Below are 19,917 nucleotides of genomic sequence, written 5' to 3' on the forward strand. Positions count from 1 at the left end.
TAGATGAAAAGCTTAAGAACAATTGCATTAAAAGAGTCACAAACAAGAGTTTCTCCAGAAGTAAAGTCGCCATCAACTAAAATCTCTGATTTTTTCGGCGTAAATGTTTTTGATAAGAAAAAGATGAAAGACTACTTATCAAAAGAAGTGTTTCAAAAACTTATTTCTTCAATTGACCAGGGTGAATTAATTGATCATGAAGATGCCAATCACATTGCGACAGCTATGAAAAGCTGGGCAATGAGCAAAGGTGCTACTCACTATACGCACTGGTTCCAGCCATTAACTGGTACTACAGCAGAGAAACATGATTCATTCTTCGAACCTAGCAGCGAAGGTGCTATTGAGGTATTCGCAGGTAGTGCATTGGTTCAACAAGAGCCTGATGCTTCAAGCTTCCCTAATGGTGGTATCCGCAACACTTTCGAAGCTCGTGGTTATACTGCATGGGATCCTTCTTCTCCAGCTTTCATCATGGAAAGCAAAGCAGGTAAAACGCTTTGTATCCCTACTGTATTTGTTGCTTACACTGGTGAAGCTCTGGATTATAAAGCGCCTTTATTAAAAGCTCTTTCTGCAATTGATAAAGCTGCTGTTGATGTTTGTCAGTATTTTGATAAAAGCATCACTAAAGTATCGGTATCATTAGGTATCGAACAAGAATATTTCCTGGTAGACCGTGCATTATTTAATGCCCGTCCTGATTTAGCACTTACAGGTCGTGCTTTGTTTGGTCATATGTCTGCAAAAGGACAACAATTAGAAGATCATTATTTCGGTTCTATTCCAGAGCGTGTATTCACTTATATGGTAGATTTCGAGAATGAGGCTTTAAAATTGGGTATTCCTTTGAAAACCCGTCACAATGAAGTTGCACCTTCTCAGTTTGAGTGTGCTCCTCTTTACGAAGAAATCAACCTTGCTATTGACCACAACCAATTGTTAATGGATTTGATGGAAAAAGTTGCAATCAGACATGATTTCAAAGTGCTTTTACATGAAAAACCATATGCAGGTATCAATGGTTCTGGTAAACATAACAACTGGTCACTGATTACTGATACTGGTAAAAATTTATTATCACCAGGTAAAACACCTAAAAATAACCTGATGTTCTTAACCTTCTTTATCAACACGATTAAGGCGGTTCATGAGCATGCAGATTTATTAAGATCAAGTATTGCTTCAGTAAGTAATGATCACCGTTTAGGAGCTAACGAAGCGCCACCAGCGATCATCTCTATCTTCCTGGGTTCTCAGCTTTCTGATGTTCTAGATGAAATCGAAACTTCTAGAAGCATCATCAAGAAAGTGAAAAATGAAGATTCATTATGGTTAGGTATCCCTAAAATCCCACAGATTTCTTTTGATACGACCGACCGTAACCGTACTTCTCCATTTGCCTTCACTGGAAATAAATTTGAATTAAGAGCTGTAGGTTCTTCTGAAAACTCTTCAGCACCGATGACAGTTTTAAATGCTATCGTTGCAGATCAATTGAATAAATTCAAAGTTGAAGTTGACAAGCTGATTAAAAAAGGTGAGAAAAAGGATGTTGCCTTGTTAACTATCTTAAAGAAATACATCAAGGAATCTAAAGATATCCGTTTTGAAGGTAATGGCTATAGCGATGAGTGGGCTGCTGAAGCTGAAAAACGCGGCTTGTCTAACATCAAAACTACTCCTAAAGCTTTAGATGCATTAGTGAGTGAAAAATCGACAGAGTTGTTTGGCAAATTAAATATATTTAACCAACGTGAACTACATGCCCGTCATGAAATCTTATTAGAAAGCTATTTCAAAAAGCTCCAAATAGAAGCGCGTGTTTTTGGTGAGGTAGCAAACAGCATGATTATTCCTGCAGTTATTTCTTATCAAAATTCATTGATTGAAAACGCCAAAGGCTTGAAAGAACTAGGCTTATCAGCTGAAGCAATCGCTACTCCTTTAGCAATCATCAACAAGTTATCTGAACACTTAACTATTGTAAAAACTGCTATCGATGCAATGCTTGAGCAACGTAAAAAGGTAAACTCTATTGAGGATAGCCGTGAAAAAGCAATCGCTTATGATGAGAAGGTAAAATCATACTTTGATACTATCCGTTACCACTGCGATAAGTTAGAGCAGATTGTTGACGATAGTGTATGGCCATTGCCTAAATTCAGAGAGTTATTGTTTTTAAAATAATTTTTCAGCAAAAAACATCAAAGATCATAAATAGGCAAAACGGCTGTAAATAAATACTTTACAGCCGTTTTTTTTTTACTACCTCACCTTTATCCATAACAAGGTCTGTTTGCTAACTTTTAAATCTCCATTCATCTTCTAAGGAATAGGCAATAAGCCAACGGTAATCTTTTGGAAAAATAATGGTATCGCCATGCCAAGTATTGATGATACCAGTGTTTGTTTTTTGAGCTAAATCATTTATATTTATTTCCAGTAAAAACGCATATTTTAGCCAGCAGATAACAACTATCTCTTCCGAAATCCGGTGTGTTTTCATAATTTCCTGCAAGACTTCGCCTGGCTGACTGTTATAGCCAACAGGTGCATCCAAAACATAGCGAAATGGGTTGGCACTTGGATATTTTTCCAAAATAGCAGCAAATCGCAGGTCTTCGGCAGTTATCTCAACCTGTGCTAATTGATATTTTACCAAAGCTTTGATTTGTAGATTTTCTCGAAGTAAATCATGAAATTCTTCTGGAATACAACGAAACGAAAGTACTCGATATTCGATTTCTAAGTTTTGGAACTCGTCCAAAATTTCTAAAAAAGACGTAATATATTCTTTTAAGAACTCTTTAAACCGAATACGGATTTGCAATTGTACCCTTTTTTCTTGCAATTGGGTTTGTTGTTCAGCAGTCATAAACCTGGTTTTATGACATGATTGCATATTCCCCTTATAATTATATTCATCAGTTTCACTGAGCCTATATAATTAATCGAAATAAACGATTTTTCGTACGATGACTTCCTTTAGTTTATTATACTCATATTTTTCACGTTTTATCCAATTTTTGGATGTATCATATTCGTATTTATATGTTGTTGGAAAAGGTCTAGTAAGGATATGTGATTCATAAATGTACTCGATCAAATTATCCATCAAATCATATTTATAAGTTTGGTATTCTGTCTTTTTTGGGTTTTTACCATTTGTATAAGAAAAGGTTGTTTTTTCACTTATTTTTCCGTTGTCTGCGTATTTATTTTTGACTGTATTTACGATTACATCACTTCTGTATATACTTTCATTAATCACGTTGCCTTTAGTATCATATTCAAAAAAACTACGATAACGCCCTATCCATGAAGCTGTGTTTTCTTCTATTTTTTGATTTTTTGAATTATACTTATATTTTTCTTCAGAGGTTCCATAACCCGAAGTCTCTTTTTTTTCTAACAAATTATTATTTCGGTCATACGTATAAATTGTACCATAACGAGGCTCTCCAAATGAATAAATAGTTATTTCTGATGTCAAGTTATTTTTTTTGTCATAACTATATGCTATCCCTTTAATAAATCTATGCCCAACTGAACTAAAAGATCTTTCGGCTGTTAGCTTTCCTTTCGCATCATATTCATACTCTATATTGTCTTCGTCTCTTTTTTCATAATTTAAATTGTTCTGTTTTGTTTTATAGCCTTGCAGGTTAAAAACTAATGTTTTATCTTGTGTAATTTCCCAATCATTTGGCGGGATATCTTTCATGGATTTTCTACGTTTTTCAGAAAGTTCTTTCACCTTCCCTTTCAATTCTTCTTTCTGCCAATCGGTCTGTGCATTTGCCATTCCTAATCCAAGGAATAAGGCGAAAAGTGTAAATGATTTTTTCATTGTTATTTGGTTTTTAATATCATTTAGTAATATAATTTAATCTGAATCCAATTTCTTTTATCAAATTAGCTTTACCATTGTCAATTGATATAAGTTTATAGTTTTATCTACCCACTTTTCATGTAGTGAACTATCAAAGATAATTTGTCGGTTTTCCTAGCACAATACCTACATGTAGGTATTTTCTTTGCAAAAAAAGTACATTTTTAGCATAAAAAGGTGGTTTTTATTATTCTTTATTAACTAATTTCATTTCTCATTATAGAGTTGTTTTAACAGGCTTCATCCCGGGGTTTATTATTATTTTTAGAAAAACAGATTGTAAAACACTAGCAGAATTAGAGAAAACAATTATTAAAAAAGTATGGATGTGATTAATTTGTAATAAACAAAACCTAAATACTTAAAACTTTTTAGTTTTATAACCCCGGTCTTAATTGGCAGGGGGTATTTTTTTAATATCTTTGCAGCAACATGAGTGATAACAGGTACAACCAGCGTGGCGTTTCTGCCTCGAAAGAAGATGTGCACCAGGCCATCAAGAATATAGACAAAGGGATTTTCCCACAAGCTTTCTGCAAAATCATTCCTGATATTTTGGGTAATGATGAAGCTTTTTGTAATATAATGCATGCTGATGGTGCAGGTACAAAATCTTCTCTGGCTTATGTATACTGGAAAGAAACAGGAGATATTTCTGTATGGAAAGGTATTGCACAAGATGCAATCATTATGAATATTGATGACCTGATTTGTGTTGGTGCTACTGATAATATTTTGTTATCATCAACTATTGGTCGCAATAAGAACCTGATTCCAGGTGAAGTAATTGCAGCAATTATCAATGGTACAGAAGAGATCCTGGCAGAATTACGTGAACAAGGTATTTCAATCTATTCTACCGGTGGGGAAACTGCAGATGTGGGTGATCTGGTACGTACGATTATAGTTGACTCAACTGTAACTTGCCGTATTGAAAGAGATAAAATCATCAGCAATGACAATATCCAGGCTGGTGATGTAATTGTAGGTTTATCTTCTTCTGGACAAGCAAGCTATGAGACTGAATACAACGGAGGCATGGGTTCTAATGGATTAACTTCTGCCCGTCATGATGTATTCGATAAATCAGTTGCCAATGCTTACCCGGAAAGCTTTGACCCAGCTGTTCCATTCGATCTGGTATTTTCTGGAGGTAAAAAACTGACAGACCATGTTCAAATAGATGAGAACACTTCGGTTACTGCTGGTAAACTGGTACTCTCTCCAACGAGAACTTATGCACCTGTAATTAAAAAAGTTTTAGAAAGTCATAGAAATCAAATTCACGGTATTGTTCATTGCAGCGGTGGCGCACAAACTAAAGTACTTCATTTTGTTAACGATAATGTTCATATCATTAAGGATAACATGTTCCCTGTTCCTCCCCTGTTTCAATTGATTCAGGAGCAATCAGGTACCGACTGGAAAGAAATGTATAAGGTATTTAATATGGGCCATAGAATGGAGTTATATGTTCCTGCAGCAATAGCAGAAGATATCATAGCCATCTCTAAGAGTTTCAATATTGACGCACAGATTATTGGTCGTGTTGAAAGTGCTAATAAGAAACAAGTAACTATAAATAGCGATAAAGGAAATTACACTTATTTTTAATCATCTGCTAAGACATAAAAAAGGCGATCATTTATAAGATGATCGCCTTTTTTATGTCTTTCAATTTATTACTTATTATATGTTTCAAAAAATTCAGGGAATTTCTTTATCCCTTCAAAAAACCAAAAGCTTTCACCAGTTATACCTTGTCTTCTGTTTTCCTCAATCATTTGCTTCATAAACTCAAGACTTGGGTTGTAATCAGCATTCTGTATCAAAATACCAGGATAAAATTTATTGCGATGTTGTGGCTTTAAAAAACTAAGCTGCTGCTTAAGCGTAGCCTGATAAGCTTCAATATTATATCTGTAATGCTGAGGAATAACTAAATCTGTATATCCTTTATCAAGCCATGTTGGCCAATCCTGCAAATATTCATCTTTTGCGAAAGGATGAACACTAGGTGAAGTAGTTACCAGAACATCAGGTTTTTCAGCCTTTACCTTTTGATATAACTTACCTAAAAATGCAGTTAACAGATTTGTGCGCCAATTTAACCATTCTGCATTCTTATAATCTGCAGGTGGAGCACTCCCATTATGCTGTTCTTTATAAAGGTTAACCGTATAGGTATCATAGCCACCATGAGATGGTAAAGCTGGTAAACGATCATCACCTTGGACACCATCTACATCATAATTTTTCACCACTTCTAATACCAGTGAGATCATGAAATCCTGAACTTCCGGTAAAAATGCGTTCATCCATTCAAATCCATTTTTGCTAAGCAAATTTCCCTGAACATCTTTAGCTGCCCACTCAGGCTTGGTTTGCAAAATTAAACCTCCATTCTGCCCATAAGAAGTCGCAAACCCATATTCAAACCATGCGTGAACTTTGATATTTTCCTTATGAGCTTCCTCTATCATTTCCTGAAGCGGATCTCTGCCTTCAAACTTTGGTGCTATTTTAACACCAAATGTTTTCTCCATAATGGCACTTGGATACAAAGTCCGCCCCTGATTCCAAACTACGATAAAGATATTCTGGATACCACTCTTCTTACAGGTAGCTACAGTCTGCTTTATATTCTCTCTGGAGTTCATCGCATCACTGGCCACATTAGTTACCCAGGTAGCTGAAAAATGTGGACCAGGTTTGGGTTTAGTATCGGTTGAAGTAGCTACCCCCTTTTTACAGGCGCAGCTACTTAACAATGCTAAACATAACAATGCAGCATTAAAAAATTTATTTCTCATTAAAGCTATTCTTCTAATTTAAACAGTTGCATTCCAACGTTTGTACAAGCAAAAACAGCATGTAGCTTTCCATTAATCTTGGTGATATCTACATCCATAGTCAGGTTACCATTTGCAGCTGTAGATGGCATTAAAATATCCATAATTGGATTTTGGACAGATGCTGCCTGATTATCTGTAATATCAGCCAAACGGAAATAAGCACCTTTACCACTCACATACACTACAAAACCTAAGTACACTCTGCCATGATGTTTATAAATACGGCAATCCGATGAAGAAAGACCAGTTGTCTTGACTGTCTCTGTCATGGTACTATTTAAACCAATAATACCGCTGAAACTATTTCCAGTTGCGGCACCAACAAATCCTGATGTTCCAATTGGCATAGGTTCTATACCCCAATAAAAACCATTCCCAGCATATGGAAAGTCATATTTTACAGGAATTGGATTTAATACACCACCAGTTACTCTCCAAACAAACACTTCAGTTTTCTGAGCCATACCTACAGTAATGATCGCGTCCCCATCTAAACTTCCAGAAATATTTATTCCTGCACTACGAGGTGCATAATTTAAACCTAAGCTAGCTTGCGAATAAGTAATATATGGTGTTGGTGCAGCAGTCACATTATCCCATTTATAAATCGTCTGATCAGTTGAACTGAGACCTAATGGGACCACTAACATTGCTCCTTTTTCATCAGAAGCCAATTTACGTAAGCTATGCGCAATAACTACTCCGGTTTTATTTAAAACACCTACTTGGCTACCTGAAAGATCGTAATAATTTGGGCCAACAACAGTTGGTGCAGTTGCTGAATAATTAGAAACCACGATATAATTCTGGCTAAATGCAACTCCTGTCAAATCATTTGCCGGAAAACCGAAGTCTTCATATTTTTTACTGAACACAGGAGTCAAAGCTAATTTCGGTACACCGATAGTAAATTCTCTTTGAATACCATCTGATCCTGTAATTTTAACCTTAGTTGTTCCTGTTAACAAATTCAAATTAGTTCCAGTAAAAGCCGGATCAATCACATTACCAAAACCTGCCTCTATTGTTACTGTAGCTGAAGTGAAATTAGTTAATCCCTTAATAAAAGGTACAACAGTAGCCGGTGCAATAGTCTCCACTGACACTGTCTCCTTGCCATTTATGGTCATCGACTTTATAGAAGCCGGCCCCACTTGCTCTGTGGTAATGATAAAATTATAGGTATAAATAGTCTCTCCATCAACACCTTTTATTGAGAAAGTCTTTTGACTACTATAATCGCCTGCTACTCCGTTTGTAAAGTCTACCAATGTACCGTTTACAAACCCCATAGTTACCTTTAAGCTAGTCAGATCTGTACTTGGTGGCACCTGCACAATCAGTGTATTACTACCAAAATGAACATCAGAAGCTGGCACATTTAAGCCTTCAATGATAAAGGTTGATAAAGTCGGTGGAGATTGAATTTTTAGAATCACCTCTGCATTCTGACCATCACTGCCTTTAAGAGAAAGTGAAAGTGCTTTACGCACATCCATAACCTGATTGTTGTCAAAATTTAGCACTTCACCATTTGCAACCAAGATCTGTACTTTAACTTTTGAAAGATCTCTTCCAGCAGGAACAACAATTTTAGCTTCATTGCCTGTATAAACCGGTGTAAAAAGTTCACTATTTAGCTTTACACCAACAATTTTAACACCTTCATACATTCTATCCAGTTCATCTTTTTTATCACAACCTGTAAATAGAACAACCATAAACAGCATGAGAGCACTGATTCTGGATGTATAAGAATTTATAAATTTCATTTCTTTAATTTTAATTTTTAAATAATATTCTTATTGACCATAACCGTCATTCTGACCTAACCATGGTGCCTTATTAAGTTCTGTTTGTGGAACTGGCCACACATAAAACTTATCTTCCCATCTACGGTCTTTATCTCTCATTCTAAGCTTGCTTGCATAAGCCTTATAACTTGCAATATCATTTAAATCACGTTCAGTTCCAGCTCCCCCAAATGACGGAACCATATCTGGTGTAACCTGATCATAGCCATTCGGATAGATATTAGAACCTGCAACAACACCTGTTGCCAATGGATAACCATAAGTTGGCTCAGCATTTTGAAGGGCTCCGATTCTCCAGCGTCTCATATCAAAGAAATGCAATGATTCTTTAGCTAATTCTACTTTACGCTCGCGACGAACAATTTGTCTCATTTTATCCTGATTTCCTGATCTTGAAGGATCTGAAACAAGTATACCTGGCATTCCTACCCTGGCACGAACTTTATCAATCGCATCGGCTACTGTAGGATCTAACTCAGCCAATTCAATTTTTGCTTCAGCATAAGTCAACAAAATCTCTGCATAACGCATAATGCCGATATTATAAGTCGGTACTGCCGAACTTTCATCATCATAATGATTGTACTTTTTCCAGGCAAAACCAACACCACTTTGTACATAACCAAAAGCAGCCACAGAACCTGTGTAATCTTTATTATCAATCAGCTTCACATTACCACTTGCATCAAATGATTTTGTTAGTGGATTGTATACCTCCATTAAAAATTTCAGTTTGCTACTACCAGTATTTCCAATAATAGTATCACCCTGTGTATAAATAGTAGCTTTTAAACGTGGATCTCTGTTTACGAAAGGTGTTTTCGGGTTATAACCAGAACCAGTTTCATCGATACGTTTTCCATTTGATGTTTCATAAGTATCAACCAGCTGTTGTGTAGGGAACCTTCCACTCTGGCCAATCATACGAACTTGCTCACCCAGCGACATATAATGAGAATTGATATCACCAAAATCTGAGAACATCATAAACATCATAGTTTCTCTTTTGGTGTCCCCTTTCATTTGTCCGACCCTGGTAAACAAATCACCGTAATTAGTAGCTAATCCTCTACCCGATTCGTCTATAACTTTCTTCGAAGCATCCGCAGCAATTCTAAAATACTGATCTGCTTTTGCAGGGTTTTTAATTGCCTTTACGCCGAAACCAAATTTATTCCATGATCCTGCATACAAAGCAATTCTTGCCTTTAAACCAAAGGCTACTGACTTATCTACTCTACCCCATTCTGTTGCAACCCATGGTAAGTTTGCAGTTGCCTTGTCTAAATCTACTAAAATAGCATCTACAGCAGTTTCCCATGGTGTACGCTTAACCTGTTTCAGCTCAGCTTCAGTAACTGGTGCTTCAAAATAAGGGATATCACCAAACAAAGTCACCAGGTGAATATTATAATATGCTCTAAGCACACGGATTTCGGCAAGGTATTGTTTTGCTTTGTCGTTTAACTCTCCATAAAATGGCTCAGCTCCCGCAAGTACAGAATTACAACGTGCCACAGAAGTACTTAAAGTTGCCCAGATTGTTTCCTGTGCAAAATTTGTTCTCAAATCAATACTACCCACACCAATACTGGCATTATCTGCACGTTCTATACCAAAGGGGGTATACATATCGTACAGTATGGATAATGGAATATTGCTACTGCTACCATGGTTCATTTTTAACATTTGGTAGCAGCCATTCGCTCCTTGCTTAATAGCGCCTTCGTTATTATAAAAATTGGATGATAAATAATCACTAAGTGGTTCTCTATCTAAATAGTCTTTACAACCAGACATTGAAGTCATTACTGCTAAAGCTAAAGCAGCAAAACTGGTTTTTAATATCGTTTTATTCATTGGAATATAATTTATCATTATCGGTTTATTTCTTTTTATAAAGCCCAGGGCTATTAAAAACTAAGATTTAATCCGAATGTATAAGTTTGCATAATTGGATAAAATTCTCCTCCCACTGTACCAGTTCCAGGAGTACCGTAATCTACCTCAGGATCATAACCATCATAGAAATTACTTACAGTAAATAAGTTTTGTCCGCTTAAGTAAACTCTTAAACTTGCTATTTTAAGCTTTTGAGTAAATTCTTTTGGAAGTGTATAACCAACAACCACATTCTTTAACCTTGCGTAAGCTGCATTTCTAACCCATTTATCAGACTTCACAAAGTTATCTGCAGAGTTAGCCTCTGGCACTAAAATCGGATATTGAGCATTTGGATTACTTTCTGTCCAGGAATCCAATTGGTGAGTAAATAAGTTCGAACCATTAGCAAATGGCTTTAAGCCTACTCCACTTAAAAATGCAGAACGTTGTCCCACACCTTGAATGAATGCCGTGAAATCAAAATTTTTCCAACCAGCATTTAAGTTTACACCATACTCATAGTGTGGAAACGGATCACCAATGTAAACGATATCTCTTGAATCTAATAAAAGAGGATCCACACCAGCACCTTGATATATTTTTTTGTATTTCACATAACCCGGACGAGCTGAACCACTCAGTTTAGGTGAATTGGCTACATCTGCCCAATCCTGGTAATAACCATCTGATAAATAACCCCAGACACCTCCGCTTGGATAGCCCTCAACCATCGTACGATCCTGAGAATTTAATCCATTTAGATTGGTAATTTTATTACGATTGTCATTTAAGGATACAGTTACACCATAGGTAAAATCATTGATTTTATTTTTATATCCTAAAGCAATTTCCCAACCTCTGTTCTCCATATCACCTGCATTACTGAAGGCCGGTTGCATACCTGCATAATAAGGTAAAGGGAATTGCAACAACATATCGTCAATTCTCTTGATATAATAATCTGCTGTAAAGGTTATCTTATCTCTGAACATAGTTAAATCAACCCCAACATTGAATTGCTTCGATTTTTCCCAGGTGATATTTGAATTTGCTAGTGCAACTTGCGCTACACCTGAAGCAAGTTCTTTACCATCACCTAAGTAATAACCATAACCTGTGTTAATGGTTGCAGCATAAGGATAATTACCAATATCCTGATTACCCAAAAGACCGTAGGACAATCTCATCTTTAAGATGTCTATAAAATCCTTTGTTTTAGCCATGAAGTTTTCCTGAGAAAGCACCCATCCAGCAGAAACTGAAGGGAAGAATCCCCAGCGATTGCTAGCAGTAAAACGTGAAGATCCATCGTATCTTCCATTCACTTCTAATAAATATTTTGAATCGAAGTTATAATTCAAACGAGCATAACCAGACATCATTGCCCAACTGTTAGCCCCGCCACCAGAAGTTGCCGTTGCCCCATCTCCATTACTCAAATAATACCTGTCTAATTCGAAGTTTTTGCTGGTACCAAAGAATGAACTATAGTTATGATCTTCTGCCTGATAACCTACTAATACTTTAGCTGAATGCTTACCTATATTTTTTTCATATGAAGACTGGAAACGATAAAAATTACGTATCGCCTGATCCCAACCTTCTCTTAATCCATCTTCAGATGGATAAATTCCCATCACAGTTCCTTTTAATGAAGTAGTGTATGGAGTAACTAAATTTCTGTCTCTTACTGTTAATGTTCTTAAAGAGTATTGACCCAACAATTCCAATCCTGCTAAAGGATTTAAAGTCAAGGTACCATTCACAATAGCTTCTGAAGATTTTCTCCTCTGTTCACCACTGTCATTAGCTATTGCAGCTGGATTATCACCATTTTTACCATAACCCCAATTACCATCCAGTTCTCTCGCTGCAGATAAAGTCGGCAACATATATAATGATTTATTGATGATACTTTTTGGTGTACTTACACCAGGCGCTAATGTATTAGACTGACGTAAAGTAGTGTTTAATGAGAATTTAGCCCATGATAAAAGCTGAGCATCTGCATTTAACAACAAATTGGTACGGTTATAATTATTGTTCGGAATCAGACCATTCTGTCCCAGATAAGAACCAGAGCCATAATAGGTAAGTTTTTCACTTCCTCCACTCATCGTTACGTTATGACTATGCATTAATGAATTAGCTTTCATAGTAGCCGATCTCCAATCTGTATCGTAACGGTTCCAGTTATCTGGCTGCAGATTCTTTTGATCTGCAATCATTTTTAACTGCTGTTCCCTTTGTGATGGTGACACAGAGATACCTGCATTATCAAAAGCATCAAGTTCTGCCTGCAGATACTCATATGCATGAACAGCAACCGGCATATTTGTAGGCCTTTGCAATGTGGTATAAGCATTATAGCTGGTTTTCACATCGCCTGCTTTACCTCTCTTTGTGGTAATTAACACCACACCATTTGATGCTCTTGAACCGTAAATAGATGCTGATGCAGCATCCTTTAACACGGAAACAGATTCCACAGTATTCATATCTACCTGGTTCATATCTGTTTCGATACCATCAACAAGAACCAATGGGTCAGTTGTAGACTTGATTGAACCAATACCGCGAATACGGATTTTTGCACCATCACTACCCGGCTGACCAGAGGACTGCTGCACAGTAACACCCGGCATTTTTCCCTGTAATGCAGTAGATAAAGAGGCTACACTGCGCTGATTAAGATTATCTCCAGTAATTGAAGAAACGGAACCTGTTAATGTCGCTTTCTTTTGTTTGGCATATCCTACAACTACGGTTTCTTCAAGAGAAAGCGCTACGCCCTTTAATACGATTTTCAGGTTTTGCTGACCTGAATAAATGATAGATTTTGTTTCATAACCAATGGCTGAAAAAGTAACTTCTTCGCCATTTTTTACCTGTAATTGAAACTGACCACTCCCATCCGTAGTGGTCCCTACTTTTGTATTTTTGATAAATACACTTACACCAGGTAATGTACCCTGATCATCGGACACTGTCCCTTTAAATGTTGCATTCTGCGCATAAATTTTAGCAGAACCCACAAGAAAAAGGAATAAAATTAAAGTTAGAGTTTTATTCATGTGGACTATAATTGGTTTTTGTAGAAGTTTTGTTTTTGTAAATTCTTCATATAATTGTTTATTCGAACGCTCTAAAGATCTGAGACAGGCCGGTCGGCCTTATTTTTACCAAACTCGTAATTAGGTGTTTTTCCCATACTATAAATCAACTCCCCCCCTTGCATAATCTGCTGATAGGTGATGTAGGATTTCGTATAAGGTTTTCCGTTTAACTTGATGGATTGTATATATTTATTCTGAGCGCTATTGTTATTTGATTTTATGCTGAAAGCTTTGCCATTATTTAATTTAATATTTACCTCATCAGCAAGTGGTGAGCCGAAGACAAATACTCCATTTACAGGGTTAACAGGATAGAAACCTAATGAAGAGAAAATATACCACGCCGACATCTGTCCGCAATCTTCATTTCCAATCAAGCCATTGGGAGTAGCTTTATAAAATTTATCAAAAACAGTTCTGACCTTTTCCGCTGTTTTCCATTGTTCACCTACAAATGGATATAGATATAGAATATGGTGACTTGGTTCGTTACCATGTGCATACTGACCAATCATGCCTGTAATGTCTATAGAAGCCCCTTCATTTAATTCAGATTTAACCAGGAATAGGCTATCTAGTTTCTGCTTAAACTTCTGCTCTCCACCAAACAAAGCAATCAAACCTTCTACATCATGAGGTACCAGCCATGTATATTGCCATGCATTTCCTTCCACATAATCATCTTCTAAATGCTTACTAAAAAAGGGGTTAAAATTTGAGTTCCAGCTACCATTTGAGAGCTTACCACGCATAAACCCGCTTTCCTTATCGAAATAGTGATGGTAGTTTTTTGCGTATTTCTGATATTTATCATAAGCAGCCTGATTGCCCGATTTTTTAGCAAGTTGAGCTATAGCATAACTGTCAATAGCAGATTCTAATCCTTTAGCCACCGACCAAGGCTCTTTTTCAGCCGCGATATATCCTGTCTCACGAATCTGGTTCAATCCGTTCTGGTTATATTGATCAAAATCTTTTACAGCATCCCATACTTGTTTCTGATCTAACTTAAACCCTTTCAGATAAGCATCAATAACGACTGGAATACTATGTGTCCCAACCATACAATCTGTCTCATTACCCACCAAATGCCAAACAGGCATACGCTTCTGTTGTGTATTTATAGCCAATAAAGATTTGGCATAATCAGCTACAGTAGTATCTGTTAAAGTGTAAAGCGGATGAACTGCTCTATACGTATCCCAAAGTGAGAATACAGTATAAGGAGTAAAGTTTTTCTCCATATAAATCTCGCCATCAGCCCCACGGTATTTTCCATCAACATCATTAAAGACTGATGGGGAAATTTGTGTGTGATAAAGTGCGGTATAAAATTTTGTGACAGCTAAAGAATCCTTGGCCTTAAAATCATATTTAGATAAACTTTGATTCCACTTTTCTACAGCTTTTTCTTTCGTATCCTCAAAATTCCAGCCCGGTAATTCATTTTGTAAATTTGCTAATGCACCCTTTTCAGATACATAAGATATACCGGTCTTAACAAGAAGCGGTTCTTCAGAGTTATTAAAGCTAAAAACCCCATTAAGCTTCAAACCTTCAATAGCTACCCCCTTACTTACTTTAGTCCCGCTTACAAAATAGGAACTTAAAACTGGCTTTGAAAATATAGTTGTGAAATAAACCTTATGATCTTTCGCCCATTCATCAGAAACCCTATAGCCAGTCACAGTACTATCGTTAACAATTGTTAAACCAGACATTAAAGTTCCTTTGCGTGCTTCTAACGACTGTACACTTTCTTCTAAATTAATGATCACCTGGGCATTACTATCTTTAGGAAAAGTATATTTCTGAATACTTGTCCTTGTCGTGGCAGTTAATTCAGCTTTCACTGCATAGCGATCTAAATAAACAGAGTAATAACCAGGATAAACGACCTGATTACTTTTTTTAAATGTTGACACGTAAGAATTTGCAAAACTAGTTGTATCGTTAAGTCCATTAACAGAAACATTAGTTGCAGGCATAAAAATAATATCGCCCAGGTCGGCAATACCCGTTCCACTCAAATGCGTTTGTGCAAATCCTATAATTGTTGAATCTGAATCATGATAACCGGAACACCAATCCCAACCTTTAGTTAAATTATTTGGTCCCACCTGCACCATACCATGCGGTACAGAGGCACCAACAAACACATGACCATGTCCACCTGAACCAATTAACGGATCAACAAACTTAACATAGTTTTGCGTTACTGAATTCTGCTTCTGACCAGAACAAGCCCCCAAGATTGCTACGATTACAAAAACCGAAAAAATAATACAACCTCTATTTAAGAATACTGGAAGCGCCCCCCTCCACCTGTCGATAAACATATATGATTTTAATTTAGTTCGTTGCAGTTGGACCAACTACTACACACTACTTTTAATAGCACCAACGAATATATTAGTTTTTTAACTATCTACAAATACTTTTGTATATTTTTTAATAATTAAAAGACACGTAGTTAACATATAAAGATTAGGCAAATGAACTAAAATCAACGATTAAATAAAAAAAATGAAAAATAACGATTCGATAAATTACCTATAAGTGTAAACACAATCAAAACAACTATTTAATATTAAAACACTATAAATACGATCTTTTATATTTTTCTTATTATATAACAAGCATTTTACATAAAATAGTCGTTATTCACTTCCAGCCAATGACCGTCAGGATCTTTAAAGAAAATTTGGTTTATACCATCAACCCTTATTTGTATCGTATTCTGATCACCTTCCCAGTTTTCATAAATGACTTTCATAGCATCCAGTTTTTGGATAAACGCCTCTATTGAAGGTACACTAAAACAAATATGATCATGTTTATCATGCTGCATACTACTTTTCTCATTCTGAATCAAATGCAACTGACCCGCAGCACCTAATGAGAACCAGGCATGTCTTCCCAGCTTAAATGGCTCTGGAATACTCTCCAAATCAAATACCGCACTATAAAAATCAGCAGCTCTTTGTAAATCTGACACATGTACTGCAATGTGATTTAAAAATATTGGTTTCTTTTCTATCTGTGTCATAACGCTCAATAATGCTACTAAAATATAAAAAACAAAATGGCCAAACAATCATCTTGCCTGGCCACCCTGCTTGAAGAAAAAATCACCTTCTCTGAGGAGACCAAAGGCGCTTTGCTTCTTCAGCAAAAATGCCAGACTCTAAAGAGAACGGTTATTTTTTACTTTTTAATCTGTAGCTCATTAATGATATTCTTTGCACCACCCAGCACATCAATGCACCAAAGCACATAGCGGATATCAACATTAATACTACGTTTAAACTTTTTATCAAAAGCGATATCACCACTCATTGCTTCCCAGTTGCCATCAAAAGCAAGACCGATCAATTCACCATTACCATTGATAACAGGCGAACCGGAGTTACCACCAGTAATGTCATTATTGGTCACAAAGCCAACAGTCAAAGTACCATCATTACCATACTGACCGAAATTTCTTTTGTTATAATTCTCGATCAGGTTAGCCGGCAAATCAAACTCAGTATCACCTGGAATATACTTTTGCATTACCCCATCAATGGTAGTCGTAGTTTTATAAACGATACCATCCTTTGGAGAATAATCCTGCACATTTCCATAAGAAAGTCTCATAGTGGAGTTTGCATCAGGATACATCATTTTACCAGCATTCTTTTCAAGAATTGCCTTTAAATACAAATGATCAAGTTCTGCTTTTTTCTTTTCGAAATCAGCCACCGTTGAACCAAAGTTTGTTTTAATATAATCAGCAGGAATGATATTCAAAGCATACTGATAACCAGGATCATCAGTCACTGCATCTGCAGAAGGATTGCTGGCAACAAATGCTTTCAGCTTCTCTGGATTAATAAAGTTACTACGTTCCCAAAGATAATTCGCGAATTTCTCGAATGTTGACTCCGGATTACCTGTCCAATATTTCTCAGCAATTTCAGCAAAGAATTTAGGTTGTGATTTTACAGGAACATCTGCATAAAACGAACTCAATATTCTTGCAAAAATCTTTTTATCAGCTGTCTCATTATAAGTTTCCTGATAAGCAGTTATTGCTTTAGTCAGGTTTTCCTGAATCTGCTTAGTTGCTGCAGCATCATATTTACCTTTAGAGAAGTTAATTAATGCTCTACCTATTCCTGACGCATTAACAGCCCATTGTGAAGCATTAAAACCCTCATTAATATAGGTACGTTGTACAGAAATTGGATCTATATCAGCATAAATCTGCTCATACTGATCCATCAAACCTGCAAACTCAGTTTTCTGAGATGCCCATTGCGTGAAAGCTTTTTCTTCTGTACGCTTGTTATCAGCAACTTTCAAACCTTTTAACTGTTCAGTTTGTCCGATGAAGTATTTCCAGTAATTGGCAATCTGCGCATACTTAGAAGACATTTTTAAACGGAAGCTTACATCTTTGTCCATCTCTGATCTCCATGCTTTTAAACGGATATCACGAAGTTTAACAATTGTAGGACTAACCTTTTCAGTAGCAAGATCAACACCATAAGAAGTCAGGTATCTATCTGTACGTCCAGGGAAACCATAAACCATAGCAAAATCACCATTCTGTACTCCTTTTAGGGAGATAGGAAGAAATTTCTTTGGCTTGTATGGTACATTCTGCACATTGTATGCTGCAGGCTGATTACCTGTTGATGAATAAACACGGAATACAGAAAAGTCACCAGTCTGACGTGGCCATTGCCAGTTGTCTGTATCACCCCCAAATTTACCGATATTTTGAGGTGGGGTTCCTACCAAGCGAATATCATCGAAACGTTCATATACAAAAAGAATAAACTGGTTCGATTTATAGAAATCTTTAACATTAGCCTCAATCATAGGCCCTGTAATTGCAGCCTTAGAAATAGCATTAAACACTTCAGTCATTTTGGCTTCTTTTTCAGCACCAGTTAAGCCCTTAGTCGCTTCATTAACCTTAGTGGTTACATCTTCCATTCTTTGCAAGAAACGAACAAACAGACCAGCAATAGGTTTTTCTTCACCATAATTCTTTGCATAAAATCCATTGTCTAAAATATTATCCTGAGCAGTAGAATTGGAAGCGATTGCATCATAGCCACAGTGGTGGTTGGTAAAAATCAATCCTTTATCAGAAACAATTTCTCCGGTACAAAAGCCACCAAAGTGAACAATAGCATCCTTTAAACTAGATCCATTCGCATTATAAAGGTCTTTAGCAGTAAGCTTAAACCCTTGTTTCTTCATTTGCTCCTGGTTTTTACCGATCAGCATCGGGATCCACATCCCTTCGTCTGCTCTTACTGTAGTTGCAAAAGATAATAACATTGCGCACAACAGCAAGTAAACTATTTTTTTCATATAAATATATTAGTTAGTGTTGGCGCAAAGTTAATAATGATATATCAAATGTGCTCATATTCGATGTATCAATTATATGATAAGCTTATTGTACGTTTCCGTTGATGCTAATGGTCTCAGCACCTATCTTTTGTTGCTTTTTATTCGCTGTGATTTTAATGAATTTTGGATCCGGACAACGCATATCTGTAAACCTGTCTTTATGCAATGGAACCTGTATTACCTTTCCATTTTGCATTCTGAATAAATTCGTTTCTTTCCAAACCGCATTTTCTACACGTGTTTTGGTAGGCTGAGCAGCTTTCCCTTCGTTCCTTACCTGGTCAATGGCATTCACACGTTTAAACTCTCCGATACCATTCATTTTATAACCATCACTTTCAAAATCAGCTTCAAAATGCTTTCCAGCACCTTCAACAGTAAACCTCAGTTTACCATCACTAACCACACGAACAGACATTTTAATTTCTTCACCCGGATACCAGTAATACTCTTTACTTGCCGGAGCATCCTGCCATCTGTCTTTTTGCCCGGTTTGTGGATAAGATGCTCTCCTAAAGAATGGTCTGAAGGCTTTTCTTTCGGCACTAATGTTACCTTTTTCATCCTTGACTACCGCCCATGTCATACCAACATCCGTCTCCTGTCCGTTCATACTTCCCCCCATATAAACAGAAGGGTTATCTAAAAACTGACCCGGATTCTGATCATTCTTTCTGGATGGATCAAATGTTATTTTCGGAAGCAAAACGGTTCCCGAGATACCTACCCAGACATCCTTACTAGACACAGCTTTCCTGTAGTAGGCCCCATTAAAGCAAGGCATGTTCTTTTCTGGTCTAACTTCATTTTTAAAAAATGTTATCCCATCTTTCGGGATAACATTTTCAATTTCTATTAACTTTGGTTGCTGACTTACAACATACACCGCTAAAACTGAGGGAAGCATCATCCCCAGTAACAAATTCTTCATATTAAAAAGG

At 36.5% G+C, this 19,917-nt stretch carries 12 protein-coding genes; 2 read left to right on the forward strand and 10 right to left on the reverse strand.

Going from position 1 to position 19,917, the window contains the following annotated elements:
* Window positions 1-3 precede the first annotated feature (3 nt).
* Window positions 4-2,190: a glutamine synthetase III family protein gene (locus ABDJ41_RS15140; protein ID WP_349786908.1), complete on the forward strand. Its 2,187-nt coding sequence runs from the start codon at window positions 4-6 to the stop codon at window positions 2,188-2,190.
* A 112-nt stretch (window positions 2,191-2,302) separates the two neighbouring features.
* Here the strand turns inward: ABDJ41_RS15140 and ABDJ41_RS15145 are convergent, their stop codons facing one another.
* Both ABDJ41_RS15145 and ABDJ41_RS15150 read right to left on the reverse strand, forming a co-directional pair.
* Window positions 2,303-2,878: a hypothetical protein gene (locus ABDJ41_RS15145; protein ID WP_349786909.1), complete on the reverse strand. Its 576-nt coding sequence runs from the start codon at window positions 2,876-2,878 to the stop codon at window positions 2,303-2,305.
* Between the two features lie 72 nt (window positions 2,879-2,950).
* The gene (locus tag ABDJ41_RS15150) at window positions 2,951-3,853 is read right to left on the reverse strand and encodes a hypothetical protein (protein WP_349786910.1); all 903 of its coding nucleotides are present in this window, start codon (window positions 3,851-3,853) and stop codon (window positions 2,951-2,953) included.
* A 474-nt stretch (window positions 3,854-4,327) separates the two neighbouring features.
* Here ABDJ41_RS15150 and ABDJ41_RS15155 point away from each other — a divergent pair, with 474 nt between their 5' ends.
* A complete protein-coding gene (locus tag ABDJ41_RS15155; protein ID WP_349786911.1) occupies window positions 4,328-5,509 on the forward strand; it encodes an AIR synthase-related protein in 1,182 nt (393 codons plus the stop codon).
* Window positions 5,510-5,577: 68 nt separating this feature from the next.
* On the opposite strand, the gene ABDJ41_RS15160 is transcribed toward ABDJ41_RS15155, so the two are convergent.
* The 8 genes from ABDJ41_RS15160 to ABDJ41_RS15195 all read right to left on the reverse strand — a co-directional run bounded on the left by ABDJ41_RS15160 (window position 5,578) and on the right by ABDJ41_RS15195 (window position 19,907).
* Window positions 5,578-6,708 carry a glycoside hydrolase family 10-like protein gene (locus ABDJ41_RS15160; RefSeq protein ID WP_349786912.1) on the reverse strand — a complete coding sequence of 377 codons (1,131 nt, stop codon included), beginning with the start codon at window positions 6,706-6,708 and terminating at the stop codon, window positions 5,578-5,580.
* Between the two features lie 5 nt (window positions 6,709-6,713).
* Window positions 6,714-8,522 (reverse strand): DUF5018 family protein, encoded by a 1,809-nt coding sequence (locus ABDJ41_RS15165; protein WP_349786913.1) that lies wholly within the window; start codon window positions 8,520-8,522, stop codon window positions 6,714-6,716.
* Window positions 8,523-8,552: 30 nt separating this feature from the next.
* Window positions 8,553-10,424, reverse strand: a complete 1,872-nt coding sequence (locus ABDJ41_RS15170) for a RagB/SusD family nutrient uptake outer membrane protein (RefSeq protein WP_349786914.1) — start codon at window positions 10,422-10,424, stop codon at window positions 8,553-8,555.
* A 53-nt stretch (window positions 10,425-10,477) separates the two neighbouring features.
* Window positions 10,478-13,522 carry a SusC/RagA family TonB-linked outer membrane protein gene (locus ABDJ41_RS15175; RefSeq protein ID WP_349786915.1) on the reverse strand — a complete coding sequence of 1,015 codons (3,045 nt, stop codon included), beginning with the start codon at window positions 13,520-13,522 and terminating at the stop codon, window positions 10,478-10,480.
* 71 nt (window positions 13,523-13,593) lie between these two features.
* Window positions 13,594-15,903: a GH92 family glycosyl hydrolase gene (locus ABDJ41_RS15180; RefSeq protein WP_349786916.1), complete on the reverse strand. Its 2,310-nt coding sequence runs from the start codon at window positions 15,901-15,903 to the stop codon at window positions 13,594-13,596.
* Window positions 15,904-16,208: 305 nt separating this feature from the next.
* Entirely contained in the window at window positions 16,209-16,613 is a 405-nt protein-coding gene (locus tag ABDJ41_RS15185; protein WP_349786917.1) for a VOC family protein, read from the reverse strand.
* Window positions 16,614-16,771: 158 nt separating this feature from the next.
* Window positions 16,772-18,934 (reverse strand): S46 family peptidase, encoded by a 2,163-nt coding sequence (locus tag ABDJ41_RS15190; protein WP_349786918.1) that lies wholly within the window; start codon window positions 18,932-18,934, stop codon window positions 16,772-16,774.
* An 85-nt stretch (window positions 18,935-19,019) separates the two neighbouring features.
* Window positions 19,020-19,907, reverse strand: coding sequence for a hypothetical protein (locus tag ABDJ41_RS15195; protein WP_349786919.1), 888 nt, complete (start codon window positions 19,905-19,907; stop codon window positions 19,020-19,022).
* Between the last annotated feature and the right edge of the window lie 10 nt (window positions 19,908-19,917).

This window comes from Pedobacter sp. ASV1-7, assembly GCF_040203335.1.
Taxonomy (GTDB): Bacteria; Bacteroidota; Bacteroidia; order Sphingobacteriales; family Sphingobacteriaceae; genus Pedobacter.

Coding starts and splice junctions, on each gene's coding strand:
- ABDJ41_RS15165 (WP_349786913.1), bottom strand. CDS start 8,522: ATGAAATTTATAAATTCTTATACATCCAGAATCAGTGCTCTCATGCTG.
- ABDJ41_RS15190 (WP_349786918.1), bottom strand. CDS start 18,934: ATGAAAAAAATAGTTTACTTGCTGTTGTGCGCAATGTTATTATCTTTT.
- ABDJ41_RS15155 (WP_349786911.1), top strand. CDS start 4,328: ATGAGTGATAACAGGTACAACCAGCGTGGCGTTTCTGCCTCGAAAGAA.
- ABDJ41_RS15185 (WP_349786917.1), bottom strand. CDS start 16,613: ATGACACAGATAGAAAAGAAACCAATATTTTTAAATCACATTGCAGTA.
- ABDJ41_RS15175 (WP_349786915.1), bottom strand. CDS start 13,522: ATGAATAAAACTCTAACTTTAATTTTATTCCTTTTTCTTGTGGGTTCT.
- ABDJ41_RS15160 (WP_349786912.1), bottom strand. CDS start 6,708: ATGAGAAATAAATTTTTTAATGCTGCATTGTTATGTTTAGCATTGTTA.
- ABDJ41_RS15195 (WP_349786919.1), bottom strand. CDS start 19,907: ATGAAGAATTTGTTACTGGGGATGATGCTTCCCTCAGTTTTAGCGGTG.
- ABDJ41_RS15140 (WP_349786908.1), top strand. CDS start 4: ATGAAAAGCTTAAGAACAATTGCATTAAAAGAGTCACAAACAAGAGTT.
- ABDJ41_RS15150 (WP_349786910.1), bottom strand. CDS start 3,853: ATGAAAAAATCATTTACACTTTTCGCCTTATTCCTTGGATTAGGAATG.
- ABDJ41_RS15145 (WP_349786909.1), bottom strand. CDS start 2,878: ATGACTGCTGAACAACAAACCCAATTGCAAGAAAAAAGGGTACAATTG.
- ABDJ41_RS15180 (WP_349786916.1), bottom strand. CDS start 15,903: ATGTTTATCGACAGGTGGAGGGGGGCGCTTCCAGTATTCTTAAATAGA.
- ABDJ41_RS15170 (WP_349786914.1), bottom strand. CDS start 10,424: ATGAATAAAACGATATTAAAAACCAGTTTTGCTGCTTTAGCTTTAGCA.